Here is a 20,580-nt window from a genome sequence, read left to right on the forward strand (position 1 = left end):
CCATGCGATTCAAACGACCGCGGGTGCGCTATGGCGACACACCGCAGCCCGCCACTCCCTATCAGGCCGCGGCCCAGGCGTGGGACGAGCGCATCGGCTCGGCCCGCGTGCAGGCGAAGAACTGGCGGCTGATGGCCTTTGGCTGCCTATCGCTGGCCCTGCTGATGGCCGGTGGCCTGGTCTGGCGTTCCGCGCAATCGATCGTCACCCCCTACGTGGTGGAGGTGGACCGTTCCGGGCAGGTGCGCGCGGTCGGCGAGGCAGCCTCCACCTACCGCCCGGACGATGCGCAGATCGCCTACCACCTCGCGCAGTTCATCACCCGCGTGCGCTCGCTGTCCGTCGATCCGGTCGTCGTGCGCCAGAACTGGCTCGACGCCTACGGCTACACCACGGACAAGGGCGCCGGCTTGCTCAACGACTTCGCGCGCTCCAACGATCCGTTCGCGCGTGTGGGCAAGGAGTCGGTGACCGTGCAGATCACCAGCGTGGTCCGCGCCAGCGATTCGTCCTTCAACGTGCGCTGGATCGAACAGCGCTTCGCGAACGGCGCGCTGGCCGGCACCGAACGCTGGACCGCGGTCGTCTCCATCGTCCTGCAACCCCCGCGCACCGAGCAGCGGCTGCGTAAGAACCCGCTGGGCATCTACGTCAACGGCCTCTCGTGGAGCCGTGAACTCGATGCACCTGAAGGAGCCAAGCCATGAGTTCATTTTTCCGTGTTTCCGCTTCCATGTTGGCCGCAGTGATCGCTTCGGCGGTCGCGTTGGGCGGCTGTGCATCGCAGGGTCGGCCCGCGCCGCGCATCCCGCTCGACGAGCCGGTGAAGGCACAGCCGCTGCTCGAGCCGCCCAAGCCGGTCGAAGTGGTGGAGGTGCCCAAAGTGCTGCCCATGCCGGCGCAGATGAAGCCACTGCCGGCCGCCGTGGAACCCAAGCCCGCGCCGGAGCCGGCGGACGAGTCGGTGCGGGTCTCCCGCGCCAACGCAGAGGCGCGCGTCGCGCCAACGCGCGACGGCTACGTCAACGCGATCCAGGTGTGGCCGTACACCGATGGTGCCCTGTACCAGGTGTACACGGCCGCGGGGCGCGTCACCGACATCGCGCTGCAGGCCGGTGAGGAACTGGTCACAGTGGCCGCGGGCGACACGGTGCGCTGGATCGTGGGGGACACCACCAGCGGCAGTGGCGCCGATCAGCGGGTGAGCATTTTGGTCAAGCCGATCCGCGCGGGCCTGCACACCAATCTCGTCATCAAGACCAGCCGCCGCACCTACCTGCTGGAGCTGACCTCTACCGAACAGGCATGGATGGCGTCCGTTTCCTGGGACTATCCGAAGGACCGCATGCTGGCGCTGCAGCGCCAGGTCCAGGCTGCGCAGGCGGCTGCGCCGGTCGATGCCGGCCTCTCGCTGGAACAGATCCGGTTCCGCTACGCGATCACTGGTGGCAATCCGCCATGGAAGCCGTTGCGTGCATTCGACGACGGCCAGAAGGTGTACATCCAGTTCCCACCCGGCATCGCGCAGGGCGAGTTGCCGCCGCTGTTCGTCATCGGCCCTGAAGGTGACGCGCAACTGGTGAACTACCGCTTCCGGTCGCCGTACTACGTCGTCGATCGCCTGTTCGGCGCGGCCGAACTGCGCCTGGGCGGTGGCAAGAGTGCTGACGGCAAAGCGGGCGAGGGCGAGGTGGTGCGCATCGAACGCACGGACGGATCGCGGAGGGACTGACATGGTTCAGGACGACCTGCCCAACAGCGGCGCCGCGCAGCGGCCTGCCAAAGTGGCGCCGGAGACCGTCGCGCTGCGCGCTCAGCCGCGCGCCGTGACCCGGCTCAACCGCCGCACGCTCGCGGTCCTGATCGGCGGCCTCTCCGCCGCCGTGCTCGGGGCGCTGATGTGGTCGCTGCAGCCGCAGCGGCGCGCAGCCACCGAACAGCCCGAGCTCTACAACGTTGATCGCATCGCCAAATCCGAAGGGCTGGACGCGCTCCCGAAGGACTACTCGCAACTGCCACCGGCTGCTCCCAAGGTGCCTGAGTTGGGGCCGCCGCTGCCCGGCGACCTGGGGCCGGCCATCCTCAAATCGCAGCAGCAACCCGCGGTGGCGACCTACTCGCCGCCCGGGCAGGACGCCGCTGCGGCTGAGCGCGATGCCCTGCGCAAGGAGGCCGAAGCTGCCGCGGGATCGTCGGTGTTCTTCCGCACCGGCAACAACCGTCCGGGGACGGCCGCGGCCCCCGCGGCGCCATCAGCCGTAAGTGCTTCGGCGCCACCCGCATCCGCGCTCGCGGCCTTCGACCCGCTCGCCGCAGGGCCGGCTTCGATAGCGCCGCAGGCCAACGATCCAGCCACCGTGCAGAACCGGCAAGACCAGAAAGAGGCTTTCCTGAAATCCGGAACGCCGGATACCCGCAATTCCGGAAAACTGCAGATGCCTGCGTCGCCGTACCAGGTCATGGCCGGATCGGTGATCCCCGCGGCCCTGGTCACTGGCATCCGCTCGGACCTGCCGGGCGACGTCATCGGCACCGTGACCGAACCCGTGTACGACACCGCCACGGGCCGGCACCTGCTCATCCCGCAGGGCTCGCGCATCTTCGGCCGCTACAACAGCCAGGTCAGTTTCGGGCAGAGCCGCCTGCAGGTGGTCTGGCATCGGATCATCCTGCCCGACACGTCCTCGCTCACGCTCGACAACCTCGTGGGCACGGATCCGGCCGGCTACGCGGGCCTGGAGGATGGTGTGGACCGGCATTGGGACCGTCTGCTGGCCGGCGCGGCGCTCACCACGCTCTTGGGCGTGGGAGCCGAACTGGCCGCGCCGGAGAGCCGCCAGGACGGCAACCGCATCGTCATCGCCGGCCGGGACGGACTGCAGGACTCCGTGAACCAGGTGGGGCAGGAGCTGACGCGCCGGAACCTCAACGTTCAGTCCGCCTTGACAGCCCGCCCCGGACTGCCGGTGCGCATCGTCGTCAACCGGGACCTGGTGCTGCGGCCGTACCAGCCAATCTTTTTCGCCAATGGCAAACCACAGGGAGCATCGCAATGACCCAGGGCAACGACAGCACTCCGGCCAACGACAGCGGTAAGAGCGAAGGGCGCGGCAATGGCAGCAGCGCCGCGCGTGCGCTGCAGAGCCGCCGCAAGCTGCGGCTGGGACCGCTGCCGAGGACCGACAGCACCAAGATGACCTTCGCTTGCCCAGCGAGGCTCAAGGCCGACCTTGACCGCTATGCCGCGCTGCATGGGCAGACCTATGGGGAGACCGTCGATGCGGCTGCGCTGATCCCCTACATGCTGGAAGCGTTCATGGCGGGGGATCGGGGGTTTCGGAAAGAGCCATGAGCCGGTCAGCCGGTCACGACAGCGACTGAAAAGAAAGCCGCCCGAGATGGGCGGCTTTCTCGTTCCAAGTTCTACGCCGGGAGGCCGCAAAACAGAAGGGTCAATCCGTTCTGATCTTGACGTTGGGAAACTTCGTAAGATAAGGCTTCAGAGGTTGTACCAGCGAATAGGGGCGTTGCGCGCCACCGAAAACGGATCCGCAGGTGTCGCCGGAGTTTTCTGCCGCAGCGCCGACATAAATTCCCAAGGCATTGTATTGCTCTGTTACTACTGGACCTCCAGAGTCTCCGGGTGCGCCGCAAAAATCAACGGCCGTGTAGTACCTCGTTTCTGTGCCGACCGTGGTGAGCCAACTTGTACTTACTACTTTTCCACACCGCCATCCACTCGTTCCGCCGTACGTGCAGACTTTCTCTCCTTCCTTCATATCGACAGGGTCTTTCACTTTGACCACAGAGCTCTGGATAGTCGCAAGCATCGTGCCGCTTTCTTTATGCACGAAGTTCGTATTTCCGAAGAGGATAGCATCCATCTTATCCGGCCATCCGTTAGCTAGAAATTCACCGATCTGGTCGCCTACTATCACACCCGTCGGGCTTCCCCCGAGATTGAAGTAAACGTTCTTCCACTTCCTCATTTCGTAGCAGTGTGCTGCTGTAATTGATGCTGGATATATATTATCGACAACGACGTTGAAGCCGGTTGTACAGGCGAGGGCCTGTGTGCTCGGCGGGCCCTCGCCCACTGCAATTCTAGTGCCTCCATGAACGGTTCCCATGAAGGTTATCGAGCCGGTTTGTTGCTCAAACTCCAGCATGCTTAGATCGAAACCCTCATGCCAGAGAAGTGATTTCACTTTCTCAAGGTTCTCGGCTCTGGCCCGAATTATCAGAGAATTCCTCTTCTGGCTCAGCGCCGCCGTATATATGAGAGGCTCTTCTTTGCCGGTCGCTTCTTTTTGGGCATACTCCATGATTGCTTGCTGGACCAACGTTAATTCGGAAATGCTGTACTTAACGCGGGCGAGTGCAACCCCCGGCATGGAAAGAATTTCTTTCTTTTGACTTGTTCCGCTGTTCCCCGCATCGCCAATCACTTGACGTACGGTTCCATCATCGAGATATTCTACCCAAGTTCCAGCATAGCTCGCACCCAGAATGGCCTGGGCTTTTTCTTTCGACTGGGTGGCGGATGCCAAAATTTTTGCGTTTGCTTCGTTGGCGTACTTTTCAGAACCTGCTGCTTTCATTGCCTCTTCTTGACTGAGGAATATGCTGCCTGGATTATTTACTGGGTGATCGTTGACTTGTGCGGAGCATCCGAAGGTGACTAATAATCCTGCTGCTACTGCCGCTGCAAGTCCAGATTTTAGATGCATTCCCGATTTCCTTATTTTAGAATCAATAAATGTGCATATTCAATGCACATGAATCATTCTGAACTTAAGGATTTCTTCGGGTTGGGACTATGATCCCATTAGCAAAATAAAGGTGAAATTCCTGATTTCAGATGGGGGAAATTTGCATGTTGTTCGTTCAGTGCCGCGGGCACAAGATGTGTGCGATTAAGCGATGATCATCTTCGGTGCTAGCTATCTAAGTCGCCGGGATGTAACGTCACCATCAGTTTGTGGGTTGATCTGTTATCGCGGCAGATGTTGCCTGGTCGCGGTAGTGCTATGGAACTTTTTTAGGCTGCAAATATGAAAAGTCAAAGGGGTACTCTTGTGCTTGGAAAGTCAGTGCGCCGAGGTCAAATCCTCGCTGTTGAAGCAGTGCTTTCACCTTTTCGATATTTTCGCTTTTGGTTCGTATCTCCAGACTGTTTTTCTTCTGGAAAAGCATCGCCGTGTAGACGATCGGTTCAATGCCTTCCGCCATCGGCCGGAAGAACTCCATGATGTCTGCTTGCATAGTCCTTAAGGACGCATAGCTGTATTTCATCGGGACAAGATAGGCCCCCGGCAGTGCCATGAGCTGGCTCCTGCGGGTCGCGTCGATGTTCCCCGCAACCCCGATGCCCAGTCGCACGGAATTGTCATCACGCTCCTCGACCCAGAAACCGCCATAGTTCGGCCCGAGGATGCGCTGTGCCTGGTCGTCCACCTTGCTGCTGGATGCGAGCAGTTGTTTGTTCTCTTCAGTCTGTTGTCTGGTAAGTCCTGGGGACGCTTCGGCTTCATGGCTGTCAGCTTCGGAGCCGCCAGAGCATGCGGTCAGGCAAGCGGCCAAAGCCAGAGTCGAGATAGGGTGTTGGTGCAAGTGATGCCTTTGGAATGGGTGCGTCGGGCTCAAGCCACGGCACGTTGGTGAAATTTAGCCATGAATGGCGGCCTCTGCCGACGCTATTGTTTGTGTGCGCCGCCTAGTGAGGGGGATGGGGTCTATATCGCCGATCCTAGTTTCAAGGTGGCCCCTACCGCGGGAGGGATCGGGTAACCCATTGTGCTTGCGCCAGCTCCGGTGCCCGCAAATATTTGAGCGACCGAGCGCGATCTACGGACGCACCGAACTGAGATGCCATTGTCACGTCATTGCCAGATGCAGCCGGCACCGCGGACCCGTCGTTCTTCTTAACACTTCGCGGTGGGAATGTGGCTAGAGTCGGCGGCGCTCGCTGGCCGCTCATGCGGCAGTGACCGACGCCGGAAGGATGCCGCGTTGCCGCATTCGACCGCCCGCAGGACGAACGGGAGACGACAGGATGAGTCGATTTGCATGGATTTGGGGGATGCTCTGCTGCGTGGCGCTCGTGCCGGCCAGGGCTGAGGTGCCATCGGAGTGCGCGGCGTTGTATCAGGATGCCGGCGCGGTTCCAGGTACACAGAATTGCCGGAACGATGCCGGCAATGCCGACTTCGGTCTCGGCACCTACTACTGCAACAATCCCGACATCATCGCCGAGTACTGCGGCGGCGCGGCGACGAAGCCCTGGGACGTAGGGAAGAACAACCAATGCAGTGTGACCACCGGGTCCATCCAGGTGGGCAATCCGATCAACGCGGCGCTCGGTATCAAGCTCCAGACCGAGATCGATGTGCGCGATGCTTCTGGTCACCTGTCGCTGCAGCGCCACTACAGCAGCGTAGCCATCGATGCCAATCCGGGAAGCGTCTTGGGGCCGCGCTGGAGGCACAGCTTCCAGATTGCGCTGACGTCCGCTGACGAGGGCAGCACGCCGGTGCGCCGTCTCAACCTGCCCAGCGGCGACAGCTATCGCTTCGTCAACCAGGGGCAGGACGTGTGGCAACCCGACGCGGACGTGCAGGAACGCCTGCTGCCGGTGATGCAAGGCGGGGCGCAGACCGGCTGGGACGTCGTGGGGGCCGACGAAACCCGCTATCGCTTCGATATGAATGGGAAGCTGGTGCGCATCGCTTACCTCGATGGCGACATCCTGACTCTCCGCTACACCAGCGGCGGCGCGCTACAGGACGTCACCGACGTACGTGGCCGCCGGCTGCAGTTCACTTATTCGAATGGACGATTGGCCTCAGTCAAGCGGCCGGATGGGCGGCAGGTGAAGTACGCCTATGTCCAGCAGAACCTGAGTAAAGTCCAGTACCAGACCACGGATGCCACGACGCCGGCGTTCTCCACCCTGAGCTACGTCTATGGCGACAGCACCGATCCGCTGCTGCTGACCGGCATCGTGGATGAATCCGGCCAGGCCTATGCAAACTGGGAGTACGACAGTCAGGGCCGCGCCGTGGCAAGTCGCCACGGCGGTGCGGACAGCGACATCGACCATGTGGCGATCAGCTTCGGTTCCCAGCAATCGCAGGTGACCGACGCGCTGGGCAATGTCGTCGCCTATTCGTACGAGTTCGCCCTGGGCCGTGCCAAGCAGACGGCGGTGGACCAGCTGTGCAGCCAATGCGGAGCTTCGCAGGTCAGCCAGCGCAGCTACGACGCCAACGGATACCCGGATCTACTCACCGACTTCAAGGGTGTCACGACCGATGATGACTACGACAGCCGCGGCCTGCTGACCCAGCGGATCAGCGCGGCCAATGATACGGACGGGCAGAAACGTACGGAGCAGACCGACTGGCATGCCGATTTCAGGATGCCATCCGAGCGCCGCATCTACGATGCGTCGAATGCATTGGTGTCGAGGTGGAGCTGGACCTACAACACGCGCGGTCAGGCGCTGACGGCTTCGCGTACCGACCCCACCACTGGTACGACCCGTACCTCTACGACGACGTACTGCGAGCAAGCCGACGTCGATGCACGCCGCTGCCCATTGGTGGGCCTGGTGACTTCGGTGGATGGTCCGCGCAGTGATGTTGCCGACAAGGTGACGTACGCTTACTACGCCACCGATGACAGCACTTGCGCCACGTCCCCGAGCACCTGCCCGCACCGCAAGGGCGACCTGTGGAAGGTGACCAATGCGGTCGGCCAGATCACCGAGTACCTGGCCTACGACGGCGCCGGCCACGTGCTGTCGGTGAAGAACGCCAACGGCGTTGTCACCGACTACACGTATCACCCGCGCGGCTGGCTGACCGCCAGCAAGGTGCGTGGGGCCGACGACAGCAGCGAGAGCGATGACCGCATCACCACCATCGACTATTGGCCGACCGGCCTGGTCAAGCAGGTGACCCAGCCCGATGGCGCGTTTACCCGCTTCACCTACGACGCCGCGCACCGGCTGACCGATATCGCCGACAACGCCGGCAACACCATCCACTACACCCTGGACAATGCTGGTAATCGTTCCAAGGAAGACACCAAGGACGCATCGGGTGCGCTCAAGCGCACGCTTTCGCGCGTGTACAACCAGCTCGGCCAACTGGCGACACAAGCCACCGCGCAGGGCGATCCGACCGACTTCGGCTACGACCCCAACGGCAACACCAAGACTGTCACCGACGCGCTCGGTCACGTGGTCCAGAACGATTACGACCCGCTCAACCGCCTGGCGAGCACGCTGGAAGATGTGGGGGGAATCGCCGCCGAGACCAAATTCGGCTACGACGCATTGGACAACGTGACCAAGGTGACCGATCCCAAAGGCCTGAACACGACCTACGCCTACAACGGCTTGGGCGACCTGACCAAGCTCACCAGCCCGGACACCGGCAGCACGACCTACACCTACGACAGTGCCGGCAACCGCGCTACGCAAACCGATGCCCGCAACGTCAAGGCCACCTACACCTATGACGCGCAGAACCGGCTGACCAAGGTGGTGTATCCGACCACCAGCCTCAACGTCGGCTACACCTACGACGTCAGCCAGAGCACCTGTGCCAGCGGCGAGACCTACGGCGTCGGCCGCCTGACCCGGATGCAGGACGGCAGCGGCAGCACCGACTACTGCTATGACCGCTTCGGCGATCTGGTGCGCAAGGTGCAGACCACCAACGGCAAGGTGTTCGTGGTCCGCTACGCCTACACCAAGGCCGGGCAACTGAGCCGGCTGACCTACCCGGATGGCGCGGTGGTGGACTACGTGCGCAACGCCCAGGGCCAGACGACTGAGGTTGGGGTGACCCCACCTGGCGGCACGCGCCAGGTGCTGCTGAGCCAGGCCACCTACTATCCGTTCGGTCCGGTCGCCGGCTGGACCTACGGCAACGGCCGTCCGATGCAGCGTGTGCTGGACCAGGACTACCGCCCGTTGGCGGTCAACGACACCCGCAGCGATGGCCTGGCGGTGGGCTTCGCCTTCGACCCGGTCGGCAATCTCAGCGCACTGACCGCGCCGGGCAACACCGCGCAGGTGGTCAAACTGGACTACGACCCGCTGGGCCGGCTGACTGCATTCAAGGATGGCCCGACCGACACGGTGATCGATGGTTATACCTACGACGCCACCGGCAACCGCCTCAGCGCCAAGGTCAACACCACCACTCAGACCTATAGCTATCCGGCCACCAGCCACCGCCTGAGCAGCGTCGCCGGTACTGCACGCAGCTATGACGCGGCCGGCAACACCACCGCGATCGGCGGCACGGCCGTTCAATACGTGTACGGAGCCCATGGCCGGATGACGCAGGTCAAGCGCAGCGGCACGGTGGTGGCGAACTATGCGTACAACGGCCGTGGCGAGCAGGTGCGGCGGGTGGGCAGTACCAACACCTACACGCTGTATGACGAGAACGGCCAATGGCTGGGCGACTACGATGCCAATGGTGCAGTCGTGCAGCAGGCGATCTGGCTGGATGACCTGCCGGTGGGCGTGCTGGCCAAGACCACGCTGCGCTACGTGCAGCCGGATCACCTGGGCACGCCGCGCGCAGTGATCGACCCGGTGCGCGACGTGGCGATCTGGCGCTGGGACCTGAAGGGTGAGGCCTTCGGCACCACCGCGCCGGATCAGGATCCGGACAATGACGGTACCGCTTTCGTGTTCGACATGCGTTTCCCGGGGCAGCGCTATGACGCGCTGAGTGGGCTCAACCAGAACTACTTCCGCGACTATGAGCCGAGTAAGGGACGGTATGTGCAGAGTGATCCGATCGGATTGAGCGGCGGCATTGCCTCTTACGCGTACGTGTCGAGTAGTCCACTTTCCACTCCTGATCCGAGTGGGCTCGCTCCTATGATTTTGCCGCGTCTCAATCCGGTATTGCCCAGGCTGATTCCAAGAACTGCGCCGCTTCCTGTGGATCCGGTAATGCCGGTTCCCTCGGAGTCTTTGCCCTACAGTGAGAGCAGGGGGCTACCCCGCACAGATAAGTGCAGTGCAGCGGAAATGGATATCTGCAGAGCGCGCTGTCCTACGCGAGTTGAGGGCTGCTATGTTTCCATTGATTGGAAAATCAAGGGAATCAGAGGTGGCAATCCCATAAAATCATCGCAGCGAAAGGTCAACTGCAATTGCGCGGATGAAGAATTCTTCGCTTGCCAATAGGTGGATCAATGAAGAAGGTTGACGAAATTTATTACAGGGTCACATACCTTGATCCGAAGATGCGCTTCCCAGAGATAAGAGCTTATGTGTTCCTCGGAGTGAATCTTTCTGACGAAGATGTGGATGGTGATACCTGGTATTTTCAAGACGTCTATAGCTATTACGAATCTGGCTCAGCATTGACGGCGACGGAACCGGGCACTCCTGTGGAATGCCTCACTACGGAGCAGTTGAAAGGGGACATGTTTGATGTCGATCAACTCCGTGCTTCATTGATAGAGGTCAAAGCTAGGTACGGATGGTGAAATGGCCCACGTGTGGCGTTAGCTGCTGCTGGCGTCACCAGCCTTTTGGCAAGGCTGCGTCGGCGAAAAAGTAACGGGTGTCGCGCGATATTCGCCTTCGCATCCAGCCATAACCTCTCCAGTCAATCGTCTACTCGTGTAGACGAGCATGAGTCCAGCATTCTTGCTGGCCCAGCTGCTACGCAGTAACTTATTTCTATCGCCAGTGCGGCATCTTCCAGGACGGACCATGAGCCTCAAACTACGGCTGCTTCTGAGTGCCACGATCCTGGGCTCGGCCGCTGCCTCCGCAGCCGAGCCAGTGCCGACAGATGCGCACGCCATCGAGGGCCTGGGCGAACGTCTCCCTGCCGGTGCGAAGAACGTCAGCCTCTCTCCCAAGTTCAAGGTCTACACCTTCGAGCAGCAGGGCGTGAAGTACGTGCAGATCAATTCTTTGCAGGACGAAGTGCTGACCGTCCTGGTCGTGACGCCTGGCGCGCAGCAACAGTTGCCCATCGGTTCGGCTACCGGAACGCCTGTGGTCTTCGTGGATCCCCAAAAGCTGCCCTAACCGTCATGCATGCTTGTGCGGAGAGTCTGCAAGAATTGGCTCCGACAACTCAGCGGGCCGAGGGTGCGCTTTCTACGACATGCGCCGCAACTAGGTAATTGCCGCATAGCGGTCACACGCAAGTGGGTCCCAACGTCCAACTCGCCGGCCGCGCTCAATCGCGCATCTTCCGGGCAAGCTGTTTTTCCGCGCGGCTGGGAGGCGGCTCCGGAGCCCTTCGCCGCGCGCCGGTCTCGATTTCCCGCAATAGGCGCTCAGCGTGCGCGTGAACCCATCGCTCCACGGAGCGCATGGCCGATTCCTGCGACCGAAAGTACGCGTAAGGGTGGCTGGTAACCCGCTGGTCGTGGCGGTTGACGTTCGCTATCCAGCGACCGTCCGGGAACACGGTGCGGCTCACGTTCGCGACGACGGTATGGTGGCATTTCAGCCAGGTCTTGCCCCACTGGTCTGTTTCCCACGAGAAGTGCTCAGGTAGTGCCATGGCGCCATGCTATTCGAAGGCGTCTCATTGGCTGAGACACCCGGCCATCCAGGCGCCATGGAGAATTGAAGAAAGCCGTTGGCATTGGTGGAATGCCCGAACCAGCCTTGAGGCATGTCGCTTCGTCATGCAGGGGGCGAAACCGATTTGCGCCGGCAGGCAAGGCAGGGTGGCGCTTTGTGCTCAGCCTCGCAATTGTCGCTCGTTCCCCTTGCCAGGCCGCGTACCTTGGACCTGCCTGAAATGCAGGCGAAAGCTCCCCTGATGGGGACAAGGACGAGTCATGGAGATGAAGAAGACGAGCGTGCTGGCCCGTGTCGCGCTGGCCAGCGTTTTGCTGGTTGGTGCCCAAGTGGCGCAAGCCTGCTGCCCGGATGGTGGGCATGGAGCGCCTGCAGCGGCGGCGGGCCTGGGCGAGGCGCTGCCGAAGGCCAAGAACCTCGCGCTGGACCCGGCTTGGCGCATCTATGAGTTCCAGCGCGATGGCGTAACGTACCTGCAGATCAATGACGTGGCGGGCACGGTGCGCGCCGCCGTGGGCAGGGTCAACGACACGCTGTGGGTACTGCCGATGGGGGCGGACGTGGCGCGCGTGACCTTGCCGGTGAAGGGGGCCAGCGCCACGGGCACGGTGGTGTACCAGACCTCCGGCTTCGTCGTGCGCGTGGTGCCTGGCAGCGGTGGCAACGCCTGGCAGATCAGCGCCGCAGATTGATTCCTTCGCCGACCGATTCGGACACCAGAAAGCTCAGGCTGTAGGCATGGCGGCGCCGGCAGGTGCCGCCATGCACTTTGAGCCGCGCGGCCAGTTCCCAATCTGCCTCTCGCGCTACCGGGCGCTGGCGATCGAGCGGTGACACGTCAGCGACCACGCAGACCGCGATTCCCTGCCGGCTTCCCGCGCGCCACACCCTGGCCTTGAGGAGGTGCCGCTTGGCCGGTGGCAGTGTCTCGACCACGTTGAGCACACAGCGGTAGGCCACCAGCTGCAGTCCGAGCGAGAGCCGCATGGGATCTCCACGCAGATGGCACCGGAACTCGGTGTCGCACAGGTTGCTCAGGGCCACGGAGCGGAATGTCTCGAACAGGCCATGCGTCTCGATGCCCAGTGGATACAGCGCCGTGACGTACTCATCCAGCAGCCGTGCCTGGATGACCCCGCTGCGCGTCATCTCCATGGCTGCCGCGTGCTGCCCTCGGGAGCGGAGGTGGGACACGATGTCCTTGCGCAGCTTGTTGATGTGGACGGTGAGGTCGCTGTACTCCACCACGCGGCGTCGCAGGGTGCGTTCCGCCTGCAGATAGCTGGCTTGCGCGAACTGCAGGGCCTCCTGCCGTTCGTGCCGAAATCGGCCCGCGCGCTCGAACGCGATCGACAGGCGAGACCCAAACACGAACAGGCCCGTGGCTGCCGCGGCGAGCGCGATCTGCACCCGAAATGCTTCCGCGTGATAGGCCGCCAGCGTCATCGCATCCGGCAGCATGATGCCGATGGCGACATTCGCGAGCACGACGCCCGCCGCGGCACCCCGCCAGCCGTGCAGCAGCGTCAGCACGATCGCTGGAATGACCATCATCCCCATCAGCATCTGGCGGGATAGGTGGTCATGCGTTGTGCCGGCGACCAAGAACAAGGCCACGACGGCCCCGCAGCCGAGAAGCACATCCCTCGGCAATCGTGGTCGAGCGATCCCGGGCTCTTTTCGGCGCAGCCATAGCAGCGACGGCAGGACGAACATCAGCATGCCCAGGTAGTCGCCAAGCCAGTATCGCGCCAACGCCTCCATGGGGGTGAGCGCCGTGTAGCCCTTCAGGGTGACGTTCATGGCCACATTGCAGAGCGTGCTCCACAGCGCAAATGCCAGGGACAGAGGAAGCAGCAGGTACTCCTGGTCCAGCAGCCGCGGCAGGTGGCGGCGCCCGGCATGCACCGCCAGGGCGACGCACGGCATCAGGAGGAACGGACTCGCATAGGCCCATAGCGGGCTGGCGCCGCGCTCCACCATTGGGACACGGATCGTTAGCAGCGCGGCGGCATCGCCGGCCAGCAGGTAGGGCCAAAAACGGTAAGGCATGAACAGCAGGGTCGCTGCGCGCAGCCCTGCAGGCAGGTACCACTGGTCCATGGAGTAGCGCCACGCCAGCAGAAAGGAGGCGCAGTAGGCCGCGCTCAGCAGAGCGCCTTTGGCGATGTCTCTCCGCGCGGCCATCCCGACCATCCGTGGCGTGTCAGGGCTACTGTACAAGCTGGTTCTATAGTCGGCGTAGACAGCTGGGAAGATCCTTGGATGGCTTGCGCCTGGCGCCGGAGTTCGTAAAGTGCCTTCCTTTTCTGTATCAGAAAAAGCTCTTCTCGGGTGACGGTAAACGCGGACTGGCACGTGCCACCTGCTTAAGTAAACACGATTAATGTACGATTGACGTGCATCATCAACTACTCTCGCCGAGGCTGACTAATCAGCGGGAGCGAATCGAGCCGTTCGCGAACACAAGGCCCACGAGCAGCTAAAGAATGCGCAGGAAAGGACTTATGACAGGGGGAGATAAAACCTTTTCTCAAGGTGGTAAGTTTGTTTGTAAGGGGGGCGTCGCGTGACCGGCGCTTCTACAGACATCACGTTCCACTATCCACCAGAGCTGTTCAATCTCCTGGTGGATGTTGTCCCATTGCTCAACCGATCGAAACAGGATGTGCTTGTTTTCTTTCGTGGCGCGGGTGTGCCTGACGCCATGATTGCGGACATGGCTGCTCACTTGAGGAGTACCCCTAAGGACGTCAATAAGTACCAAATTGTGCGCACTGTGCTTGAGCGCCTCAATGCGAAGGGGGAAGCCGCGCTTCGCGAGCGGCGTGAAGTGCTGAGGCGCGTTGTGGATTTTGCGAGCTTTGATTCGTGCTGGCCCGATGACCAGCTCAAGGCTAAGGGCCTTGTCGCCAGCATCCGCGAAGTCGTCAACCAAAAGGATGCTTTCACGCGCATGAACAATGCCCGTGAGGAGGAGCGGCAAGCGCGCCTGGCAGAGACACAGCGGATCGCAGCACAGAAGCGCTCGCGCATCTCCAAGATCGATAGCGCCAAGCAGGCTTTGTATGCACTGTTTGGTACTTCGGCGACGGCACAGGAACGCGGCAAGATGTTGGAAACAGCCCTCAACAATCTCTTCCAGGCCTATGGCGTTCTCATTCACAAAGCCTTCCACTTGGTCGGTGATACCGGGGAGGGGATCGTTGAGCAGATCGACGGGGTGATAGAGCTTGGCGGGATGCTGTACTTCGTAGAGATGAAGTGGTACCGCAATCCGGTCGGCAAACCAGAAATTTCAGAGCATCTCGTACGCCTCATGTCACGCGCCGAAGTTCGAGGCATCTTCATCTCCACCAGCGATTACACGGAACCCGCAGTGCACACGGTGCGCGAGTTCCTGCAGCAGAAGGTCTTGGTTCTTTCGACGCTCCAAGAAATCGTGCGTTTGCTTGAGCACCAAGATGACCTCGCAGATTTCTTCACGAAGAAGGTCCAGGCAGCGCAGATACACAAGAACCCGTACTTCCGTCCTTATGACAGTCAAGGACAAGGTGCGTCATGACGGCGAGTTGGAAGGACATCAACAAGCCGTCGAGCCCCCATACCGCGGTCACCGCGGCGCAGGTGGCGAACGGTCCCGTCATTCCGCCACAGCAAAGACTATTGACCTACTCGCCAGACGAGTGGGAAGGCTTCGTTGAAGAGTGGGCCTACTACTGTCTTCCGGCGAAGTACAAGCATGTCCAGCGCTTCTCGGGTGCTGGTGACATGGGGATAGACATCGCCGGATTTGCCGACGAAAAGCGCTTCAAGGGTGTATGGGATAACTACCAGTGCAAGCACTACGACCATGCTCTTAGGCCCGGCGATGTCTGGGTTGAGTTCGGCAAGGTCATCTGGTTCTCGTACAGCGGTGAGTACGTCGCACCCCGTCATTACTACTTTGTTTCCCCGCGAGGTGCGGGCACGTCCCTCAGTCGCTTGTTGGCGAACGCTGCGAAGCTGCGCGAAGAGTTGATTGCCAACTGGGACAAGCACGTAAAAGACGAGATCACCACTAAACAAGCGGTGCCACTCGATGCAGCGCTCCGCGCCTATGTGGATGCCTTCGACTTCTCGATCTTCGACGCTAAAACCGCGCTTCAACTCGTTGACGATCACCGCGGCACGCCGGTTCACGCGGCGCGCTTCGGCGGTGGGCTGCGAACGCGGCCTGCTTCTAAAAAGCCTCCCCAAGAACTCGCCGCCACCGAAAGTCGCTACGTGACACAGTTGCTCGGGGCATACGGCGAGCACACGGGGGCGGTCGTGACTGATCCCTCGGCGCTGTCCGTGCCGAAGCTTAAGGAACATTTCCGCCGTCAGCGCGAAGCGTTCTATGAGGCAGAGTCACTGCGCGTCTTTGCGCGCGATAGTGTGCCGCCTGGCACCTTTGAATCCTTGCTCGATGACATCCACGGCGGCGTTATCGATACGCATGACGCGAACCATGCCGACGGCTACGAAAAGGTCTGCGCCGTCACCAAGGCGGCCCGCGACATGCAAATCACGGCGAACGCCCTGATCACCTGCACGAACCCCAAAGATAGAGATGGAATCTGCCATCAGCTCGTGAATGAGGATCGCCTACGGTGGACACAGTCATGAGCCTGGAATCCAAACCGATCACGTTCAATGGCCCGCTGGAGGCCGGTATCCGCGCGGTATCGATTCTGGGGGCAGCGTATCCGCAGACCTACGACCTCCAGAGGCTTGTTGCCCTTGACTACCTTCTTATCCATACAGGCGACATCAATGGACCTGAAAGCTTGCATCCGCCGACACCGACGCCCTCGGCTGAGTTGCTCGTGCGCCGCAAACTGATCGAGCAATCGCTGCTGCTGATGATGACCCGCGATCTCGTGAAGCGTGAAGTCACGGCTGACGGCATTAAGTACGGCGCCGGAGAGAACGCCGTGACGTTTCTATCGTCCGTGTCTTCCAGCTATTTGGTGGCTCTCAAGGAGCGCGCCACTTGGCTTGTCGAAGCCATCGGCGATCTCACGGACGAACAATTCAAGGGTGTCATGCGTCGCTTCTTTGACAAATGGGTTGAGGAGTTTCAGCAGGTTGAGCGGAGCCTGGGAGGCGAGGTATGACGGAAGAAACCCCCGGTTTCCGCTTGCGCTTCCTTGGCTTTTTTGGTCCGCAGAACCAACCATCAACCGTCACCTTCGGTCCCGGACTGAACGTCATCTACGGCGCTTCGAATACCGGGAAGTCATTCATTGTCGAAGCTATCGACTTCATGCTTGGTGGTAAGCCTCCCTTACGCGATATCCCGGAACGCGTTGGCTACGACCTCATTCTTCTGGGCATTGAGACGCTTGACGGTAAGTCTTTCACGCTCTGGCGCAGCATGGATGGTGGAAGCTTTCGACTCTACGAAGACTTGTATGAGGAACCGCCCGCGACTGACATTCCCTACAAGCAACTTGACGAGAAGCACAGCGAGAGGAACGATGCGAACCTGTCTTCTTTCTTGCTTGGCCTATGTGGTCTTGGCGGCAAGCGTGTCCGCAGGAATTCGCGGAACGAGACCAATAGCCTGAGTTTTCGCAACATTGCACGTCTGATGATCGTCAACGAGACGGAGATCACGCAACAAAGCTCTCCGCTCTTTGACGGCAATCCCACAGCCAACACGCCGAACCTCGCAACTTTCAAATTGCTTCTGACCGGAACAGACGACTCAGCATTGGTCGCCAGCAATAAGAGCGAACCAGAAGAGTTATCGCGTGAAGCGCAACTGCACCTTCTTGATCAACTCCTTGACGACTACCGTGATCGACTCAAGGAGTTGACCAAGAGCCCGAAGGAACTGGAAGAGCAACTGGAAAAGATCGACACTTCGCTCCGCCAGCAGGCAGCCCAAGTGAACACCACCGAAGCCGACTTTCAAGAGGCCGCCGGGAAGCGACGCGAACTGCGTAAGAGGCTTGAAGAGAGCCGCGAGCGACGCGCTGAAGTCGGAGCGATGCTTACGCGGTTTAGCCTGCTCGACAAGCACTACGCATCCGATATCGAACGCCTACGAGCTATCGAGGAAGGCGGAACGTTGTTCAACGTCCTTGGTTCCGGGAATTGTCCTCTCTGCGGGGCGGCTCCCGCCCGTCACAGCGCCAGTGCTGAATGCAACGGGGACATTGAATCGGTGGTTCAGGCGGCGCGGAAGGAGATCGCCAAGATTGACGTCTTGCGTGCTGAACTCGCCGCAACCGTCCGAAGCCTTGAGCGCGAAGGTGCAAACTTTGACCGTAGGATGCCCGCCGTTGTGCGGGAACTTGAGTCAATCTCGGAAGCAGTCGAAGAGCTGATTGCGCCCAGGCTATCGACCCTTCGGAAATCCTATTCTGACTTCGCCGACAAGCGGGCTGAAGTGCGCGAGGCGTTGGCGCTATACGCCACCGTGCAAGACATGGAACGCCGCCGCGCTGCTCTTGAGAAGGGTGCCGATGACGACAAAACTGGAGCGCTGGCGAACGCAGACATCCCCACCACCGTCACGCACAGCTTTGCCAAGACTGTTGAAGGCATCTTAAAAGGTTGGCATTTCCCAGAATCAGGGGATGTTTACTTCGATTCCAAAACTCGCGACCTTGTCATTGCCGGAAAGTCGCGCAGCGCGTTTGGCAAGGGTCTTCGTGCCATCACACACGCAGCTTTTACTCTCGGGCTGCTGGCTTTTTGCCGAGCGCGGCAGACGCCGCACACCGGATTCGTTGTCCTCGATTCTCCCTTGCTTGCGTATCGAGAGCCAGATGGAACGGAAGATGACCTGACTGGCACTGACCTTCAGGAACAGTTCTACGCTTACCTTGAAGCAGTACAGGCTGACACACAAGTCATCGTGGTCGAGAACACCGATCCGCCTGATGCAGTCAGGAAGCGCGAGCAGTCGCTGATGTTCGGTAAGAACCCGCATCATGGTCGATACGGGTTGTTCCCTTTTTTGGCAAACCCTGACTCTGCTTAAGGCTCGTGTGGACCCAGTCCATCAAGCACGACTCACCTGCCAAGAAGACAAATCGCCGCTAGCAAATTCAATTCGGGAGATGGGTTAGATTTGAGGGGACGTGCTACCAACCTGTAGCGACGCGCCCAAGAATCGTTTTGCCCGCGGTTGTTCCCGCGCTCAAAACTAGATCAGAATCAGCAGGGGAGGGGTGCCCGGCTGGGCCGCCGCGAAAAAGGACAAGGAATGAAATCGCAGGAGCAGGGCGTGATCGCTGCCGAAGAGCATCAGGGGTGGGCCGTCATTCGGCTGGTCACCATCGGAAATAAGGACGAGATCGGCAGGCTGCTCTTTGCTACCGTCACGGAACTGGCGTCAGACAGACCGGCCCCCGCGGCCATGCGAGGCGTCAATCGTTTCGAAATGAAGAAAGGTGGCGAGAAGCTCAACTTCCGCAGGACCGTTCTCGCGAAGCACGACGCCATCAGGTGGTACCGGTCCCTGGAGGAGGGCACGGTCGCGACGCCGGTCCCTACCCGACCCGAGGACCGCGAGAAGTACGACGGGTTGTCGATGCGCGTTACCAGGCTTGATGACAGCCAACCCTGGCCAAAACTCGGGCTGCCTATCCGGGAAGAGTTCTTCGGGCCCGAAGCCGAGGCTAGCAGCAATCCCGCCCCGTTCCTCGGCAGCGTCCCATCTCGCCTGCACCGGCGTTTCGGCGACCGCGCGGGCTTCGAGTCTTTCCTTGCTAATGGCGACGCACAGGCGTTCGTCGCCAAGCGCATGCACGTGGACCTGGATGAGTACCCGGAGTACCTCGGCAGCGCAGTCTACATCGCACCGGACCCGGTGATCCGGCAGATAGACAGCTTCATGGTGCCGCCCGGGGACGGTTACGGCGAGCGGATCGTCCATCGCTTCGTGCCCCATGCCGGACAGCGCCTGGATGGCGTACGCATCACCGCCTTCGACAAGGAAGCCCGTCTGCTGACGCACTTCGAGACCATTCCCGTGCCCGCCGATGGCATCGTGGAACTGGACAAGGGCACCTGCATGGGGCAGTACGGGTTCGTGGTGACCCATGAACGGCACGGGGTCCTGGCCTACCAGCCTTTAGTCTCTTTTATCCGTCAGCTACACCTGAATATCCACGCGAAGAGCGCCTCCCGGCGCCTCGTCAGAGTGCCGCTGGGGGACGCCGAGAATGCGCCGGTCATTGAGTACCCCGCGGCGCCGGAATCAAGCCTTGCGTCGACGTCCGTGTTTGGAGAGCCCGTGGCACCTAGCACGAACGAGCGCGTCGAAAGAGAGGCCAGGATGCGCGAACGGCGCGCGGAAGCCAGGCGCCTCGGGCAGCGATGGTTTCCGGAAGGCTCGCGCGCCGAGGCCGCTGGCTTCGTCCAGGGACTGCTTCGCGGCGCGCGTTCTAGGGTGGTCATCGCCGATCCCTACCTGTCGACGTTGCAGTTGGGCCAGTTCCTCTACGCGGTGCACGGGAGCACGGTCGGCGTCACGCTCTTGACGACCAAGCTCGCCTTCACCCCCAATCCTTCGCGCACGCGATCGAGCATGCTCCAGGCATTCAAGGACAGCCTCAAGGATCTGCAGAAGCATCAGAAGCTGACGCCGAGGGTCCATGTCATTCCTGCCTCCAGCCTGCACGATCGCTTCCTGGTTGTGGACGACGAGGTGTGGCTGATCGGCAATTCGCTGAACGCACTGGGCGAAAAGGCCTCTATGGTCGTCAGGCTTCCCTATCCCGACGAAGTCATCGAGCGGTTGCAAGGATTGATCACGGGGACGCCCGACCTCGATGCCTACATTGGCCAGGTTGCTAACGCGACAGGCGGGTCGGAGGAATGAGAAAACCAGCGTCTGGCCCTGCTCTGGCCGTCAAGCCGCCGCGCGTTCCCCTCAAGAGCGAAATACTGTGGGGATGCGAAAGTGGGGGCAGCCCGCGATTTCCCCTAGACATGGGGACGATCCATAATCGCAG

17 protein-coding genes are annotated in these 20,580 nt (G+C 61.1%); 13 read left to right on the forward strand and 4 right to left on the reverse strand.

What is annotated here, in order from left to right; translation table 11 throughout:
• The first annotated feature begins 2 nt into the window (after window positions 1-2).
• The 4 genes from trbF (at window position 3) to QN245_RS09945 (ending at window position 3,352) form a co-directional block, all read left to right on the forward strand.
• Complete coding sequence (gene trbF, locus QN245_RS09930; protein WP_317845344.1) at window positions 3-707, forward strand: conjugal transfer protein TrbF; 705 nt, start codon at window positions 3-5, stop codon at window positions 705-707.
• Window positions 704-1,732 (forward strand): P-type conjugative transfer protein TrbG, encoded by a 1,029-nt coding sequence (gene trbG / locus QN245_RS09935; RefSeq protein WP_317845196.1) that lies wholly within the window; start codon window positions 704-706, stop codon window positions 1,730-1,732. The genes trbF and trbG overlap by 4 nt, the downstream gene beginning before the upstream one ends.
• A 1-nt stretch (window position 1,733) precedes the next feature.
• Entirely contained in the window at window positions 1,734-3,056 is a 1,323-nt protein-coding gene (locus QN245_RS09940) for a TraB/TrbI/VirB10 family type IV secretion system protein (RefSeq protein WP_317845197.1), read from the forward strand.
• Between the two features lie 137 nt (window positions 3,057-3,193).
• A complete protein-coding gene (locus tag QN245_RS09945) occupies window positions 3,194-3,352 on the forward strand; it encodes a DUF2274 domain-containing protein (protein WP_425612954.1) in 159 nt (52 codons plus the stop codon).
• Window positions 3,353-3,452: 100 nt separating this feature from the next.
• Here the strand turns inward: QN245_RS09945 and QN245_RS09950 are convergent, their stop codons facing one another.
• Both QN245_RS09950 and QN245_RS09955 read right to left on the reverse strand, forming a co-directional pair.
• The gene (locus QN245_RS09950) at window positions 3,453-4,730 is read right to left on the reverse strand and encodes a S1 family peptidase (protein ID WP_317845198.1); all 1,278 of its coding nucleotides are present in this window, start codon (window positions 4,728-4,730) and stop codon (window positions 3,453-3,455) included.
• A 298-nt stretch (window positions 4,731-5,028) separates the two neighbouring features.
• Entirely contained in the window at window positions 5,029-5,646 is a 618-nt protein-coding gene (locus QN245_RS09955) for a hypothetical protein (protein ID WP_317845199.1), read from the reverse strand.
• A gap of 409 nt (window positions 5,647-6,055) precedes the next feature.
• On the opposite strand from QN245_RS09955, the gene QN245_RS09960 reads away from it, so the two are divergent.
• The 3 genes from QN245_RS09960 (at window position 6,056) to QN245_RS09970 (ending at window position 11,077) form a co-directional block, all read left to right on the forward strand.
• Window positions 6,056-10,219, forward strand: a complete 4,164-nt coding sequence (locus tag QN245_RS09960) for an RHS repeat-associated core domain-containing protein (RefSeq protein WP_317845200.1) — start codon at window positions 6,056-6,058, stop codon at window positions 10,217-10,219.
• An 8-nt stretch (window positions 10,220-10,227) separates the two neighbouring features.
• Window positions 10,228-10,524 (forward strand): hypothetical protein, encoded by a 297-nt coding sequence (locus tag QN245_RS09965; RefSeq protein WP_317845201.1) that lies wholly within the window; start codon window positions 10,228-10,230, stop codon window positions 10,522-10,524.
• A 229-nt stretch (window positions 10,525-10,753) separates the two neighbouring features.
• Window positions 10,754-11,077: a hypothetical protein gene (locus QN245_RS09970; RefSeq protein WP_317845202.1), complete on the forward strand. Its 324-nt coding sequence runs from the start codon at window positions 10,754-10,756 to the stop codon at window positions 11,075-11,077.
• 154 nt (window positions 11,078-11,231) lie between these two features.
• Here the strand turns inward: QN245_RS09970 and QN245_RS09975 are convergent, their stop codons facing one another.
• Window positions 11,232-11,561 (reverse strand): hypothetical protein, encoded by a 330-nt coding sequence (locus QN245_RS09975; RefSeq protein ID WP_317845203.1) that lies wholly within the window; start codon window positions 11,559-11,561, stop codon window positions 11,232-11,234.
• A 283-nt stretch (window positions 11,562-11,844) separates the two neighbouring features.
• Between QN245_RS09975 and QN245_RS09980 the strand changes: the two genes are divergently transcribed.
• Window positions 11,845-12,276 (forward strand): hypothetical protein, encoded by a 432-nt coding sequence (locus QN245_RS09980; protein WP_317845204.1) that lies wholly within the window; start codon window positions 11,845-11,847, stop codon window positions 12,274-12,276.
• On the opposite strand, the gene QN245_RS09985 is transcribed toward QN245_RS09980, so the two are convergent.
• Complete coding sequence (locus tag QN245_RS09985; protein WP_317845205.1) at window positions 12,260-13,771, reverse strand: MASE1 domain-containing protein; 1,512 nt, start codon at window positions 13,769-13,771, stop codon at window positions 12,260-12,262. The genes QN245_RS09980 and QN245_RS09985 overlap by 17 nt on opposite strands.
• Window positions 13,772-14,153: 382 nt before the next feature.
• Here QN245_RS09985 and QN245_RS09990 point away from each other — a divergent pair, with 382 nt between their 5' ends.
• From QN245_RS09990 to QN245_RS10010, 5 genes are all read left to right on the forward strand, one after another.
• Window positions 14,154-15,149 carry a restriction endonuclease gene (locus tag QN245_RS09990; RefSeq protein WP_271451581.1) on the forward strand — a complete coding sequence of 332 codons (996 nt, stop codon included), beginning with the start codon at window positions 14,154-14,156 and terminating at the stop codon, window positions 15,147-15,149.
• A complete protein-coding gene (locus QN245_RS09995) occupies window positions 15,146-16,234 on the forward strand; it encodes an ABC-three component system protein (protein ID WP_317845206.1) in 1,089 nt (362 codons plus the stop codon). Before QN245_RS09990 ends, QN245_RS09995 begins: the two co-directional genes overlap by 4 nt.
• Entirely contained in the window at window positions 16,231-16,725 is a 495-nt protein-coding gene (locus tag QN245_RS10000; protein ID WP_317845207.1) for an ABC-three component system middle component 2, read from the forward strand. Before QN245_RS09995 ends, QN245_RS10000 begins: the two co-directional genes overlap by 4 nt.
• Window positions 16,722-18,602, forward strand: a complete 1,881-nt coding sequence (locus QN245_RS10005; RefSeq protein WP_317845208.1) for an AAA family ATPase — start codon at window positions 16,722-16,724, stop codon at window positions 18,600-18,602. Before QN245_RS10000 ends, QN245_RS10005 begins: the two co-directional genes overlap by 4 nt.
• Before the next feature lie 225 nt (window positions 18,603-18,827).
• Window positions 18,828-20,447 carry a VPA1262 family N-terminal domain-containing protein gene (locus QN245_RS10010; protein WP_317845209.1) on the forward strand — a complete coding sequence of 540 codons (1,620 nt, stop codon included), beginning with the start codon at window positions 18,828-18,830 and terminating at the stop codon, window positions 20,445-20,447.
• Window positions 20,448-20,580 lie beyond the last annotated feature (133 nt).

This window comes from Xanthomonas rydalmerensis (assembly GCF_033170385.1).
In the GTDB taxonomy this organism is placed as follows: Bacteria; Pseudomonadota; Gammaproteobacteria; order Xanthomonadales; family Xanthomonadaceae; genus Xanthomonas_A; species Xanthomonas_A rydalmerensis.

What these genes read in the sequence shown, in the direction of transcription:
- trbF (WP_317845344.1), top strand. Translation starts at nt 3, where the DNA reads ATGCGATTCAAACGACCGCGGGTGCGCTATGGCGACACACCGCAGCCC.
- trbG (WP_317845196.1), top strand. Translation starts at nt 704, where the DNA reads ATGAGTTCATTTTTCCGTGTTTCCGCTTCCATGTTGGCCGCAGTGATC.
- QN245_RS09940 (WP_317845197.1), top strand. Translation starts at nt 1,734, where the DNA reads ATGGTTCAGGACGACCTGCCCAACAGCGGCGCCGCGCAGCGGCCTGCC.
- QN245_RS09945 (WP_425612954.1), top strand. Translation starts at nt 3,194, where the DNA reads ATGACCTTCGCTTGCCCAGCGAGGCTCAAGGCCGACCTTGACCGCTAT.
- QN245_RS09950 (WP_317845198.1), bottom strand. Translation starts at nt 4,730, where the DNA reads ATGCATCTAAAATCTGGACTTGCAGCGGCAGTAGCAGCAGGATTATTA.
- QN245_RS09960 (WP_317845200.1), top strand. Translation starts at nt 6,056, where the DNA reads ATGAGTCGATTTGCATGGATTTGGGGGATGCTCTGCTGCGTGGCGCTC.
- QN245_RS09965 (WP_317845201.1), top strand. Translation starts at nt 10,228, where the DNA reads ATGAAGAAGGTTGACGAAATTTATTACAGGGTCACATACCTTGATCCG.
- QN245_RS09970 (WP_317845202.1), top strand. Translation starts at nt 10,754, where the DNA reads ATGAGCCTCAAACTACGGCTGCTTCTGAGTGCCACGATCCTGGGCTCG.
- QN245_RS09975 (WP_317845203.1), bottom strand. Translation starts at nt 11,561, where the DNA reads ATGGCACTACCTGAGCACTTCTCGTGGGAAACAGACCAGTGGGGCAAG.
- QN245_RS09980 (WP_317845204.1), top strand. Translation starts at nt 11,845, where the DNA reads ATGGAGATGAAGAAGACGAGCGTGCTGGCCCGTGTCGCGCTGGCCAGC.
- QN245_RS09985 (WP_317845205.1), bottom strand. Translation starts at nt 13,771, where the DNA reads ATGGCCGCGCGGAGAGACATCGCCAAAGGCGCTCTGCTGAGCGCGGCC.
- QN245_RS09995 (WP_317845206.1), top strand. Translation starts at nt 15,146, where the DNA reads ATGACGGCGAGTTGGAAGGACATCAACAAGCCGTCGAGCCCCCATACC.
- QN245_RS10000 (WP_317845207.1), top strand. Translation starts at nt 16,231, where the DNA reads ATGAGCCTGGAATCCAAACCGATCACGTTCAATGGCCCGCTGGAGGCC.
- QN245_RS10005 (WP_317845208.1), top strand. Translation starts at nt 16,722, where the DNA reads ATGACGGAAGAAACCCCCGGTTTCCGCTTGCGCTTCCTTGGCTTTTTT.
- QN245_RS10010 (WP_317845209.1), top strand. Translation starts at nt 18,828, where the DNA reads ATGAAATCGCAGGAGCAGGGCGTGATCGCTGCCGAAGAGCATCAGGGG.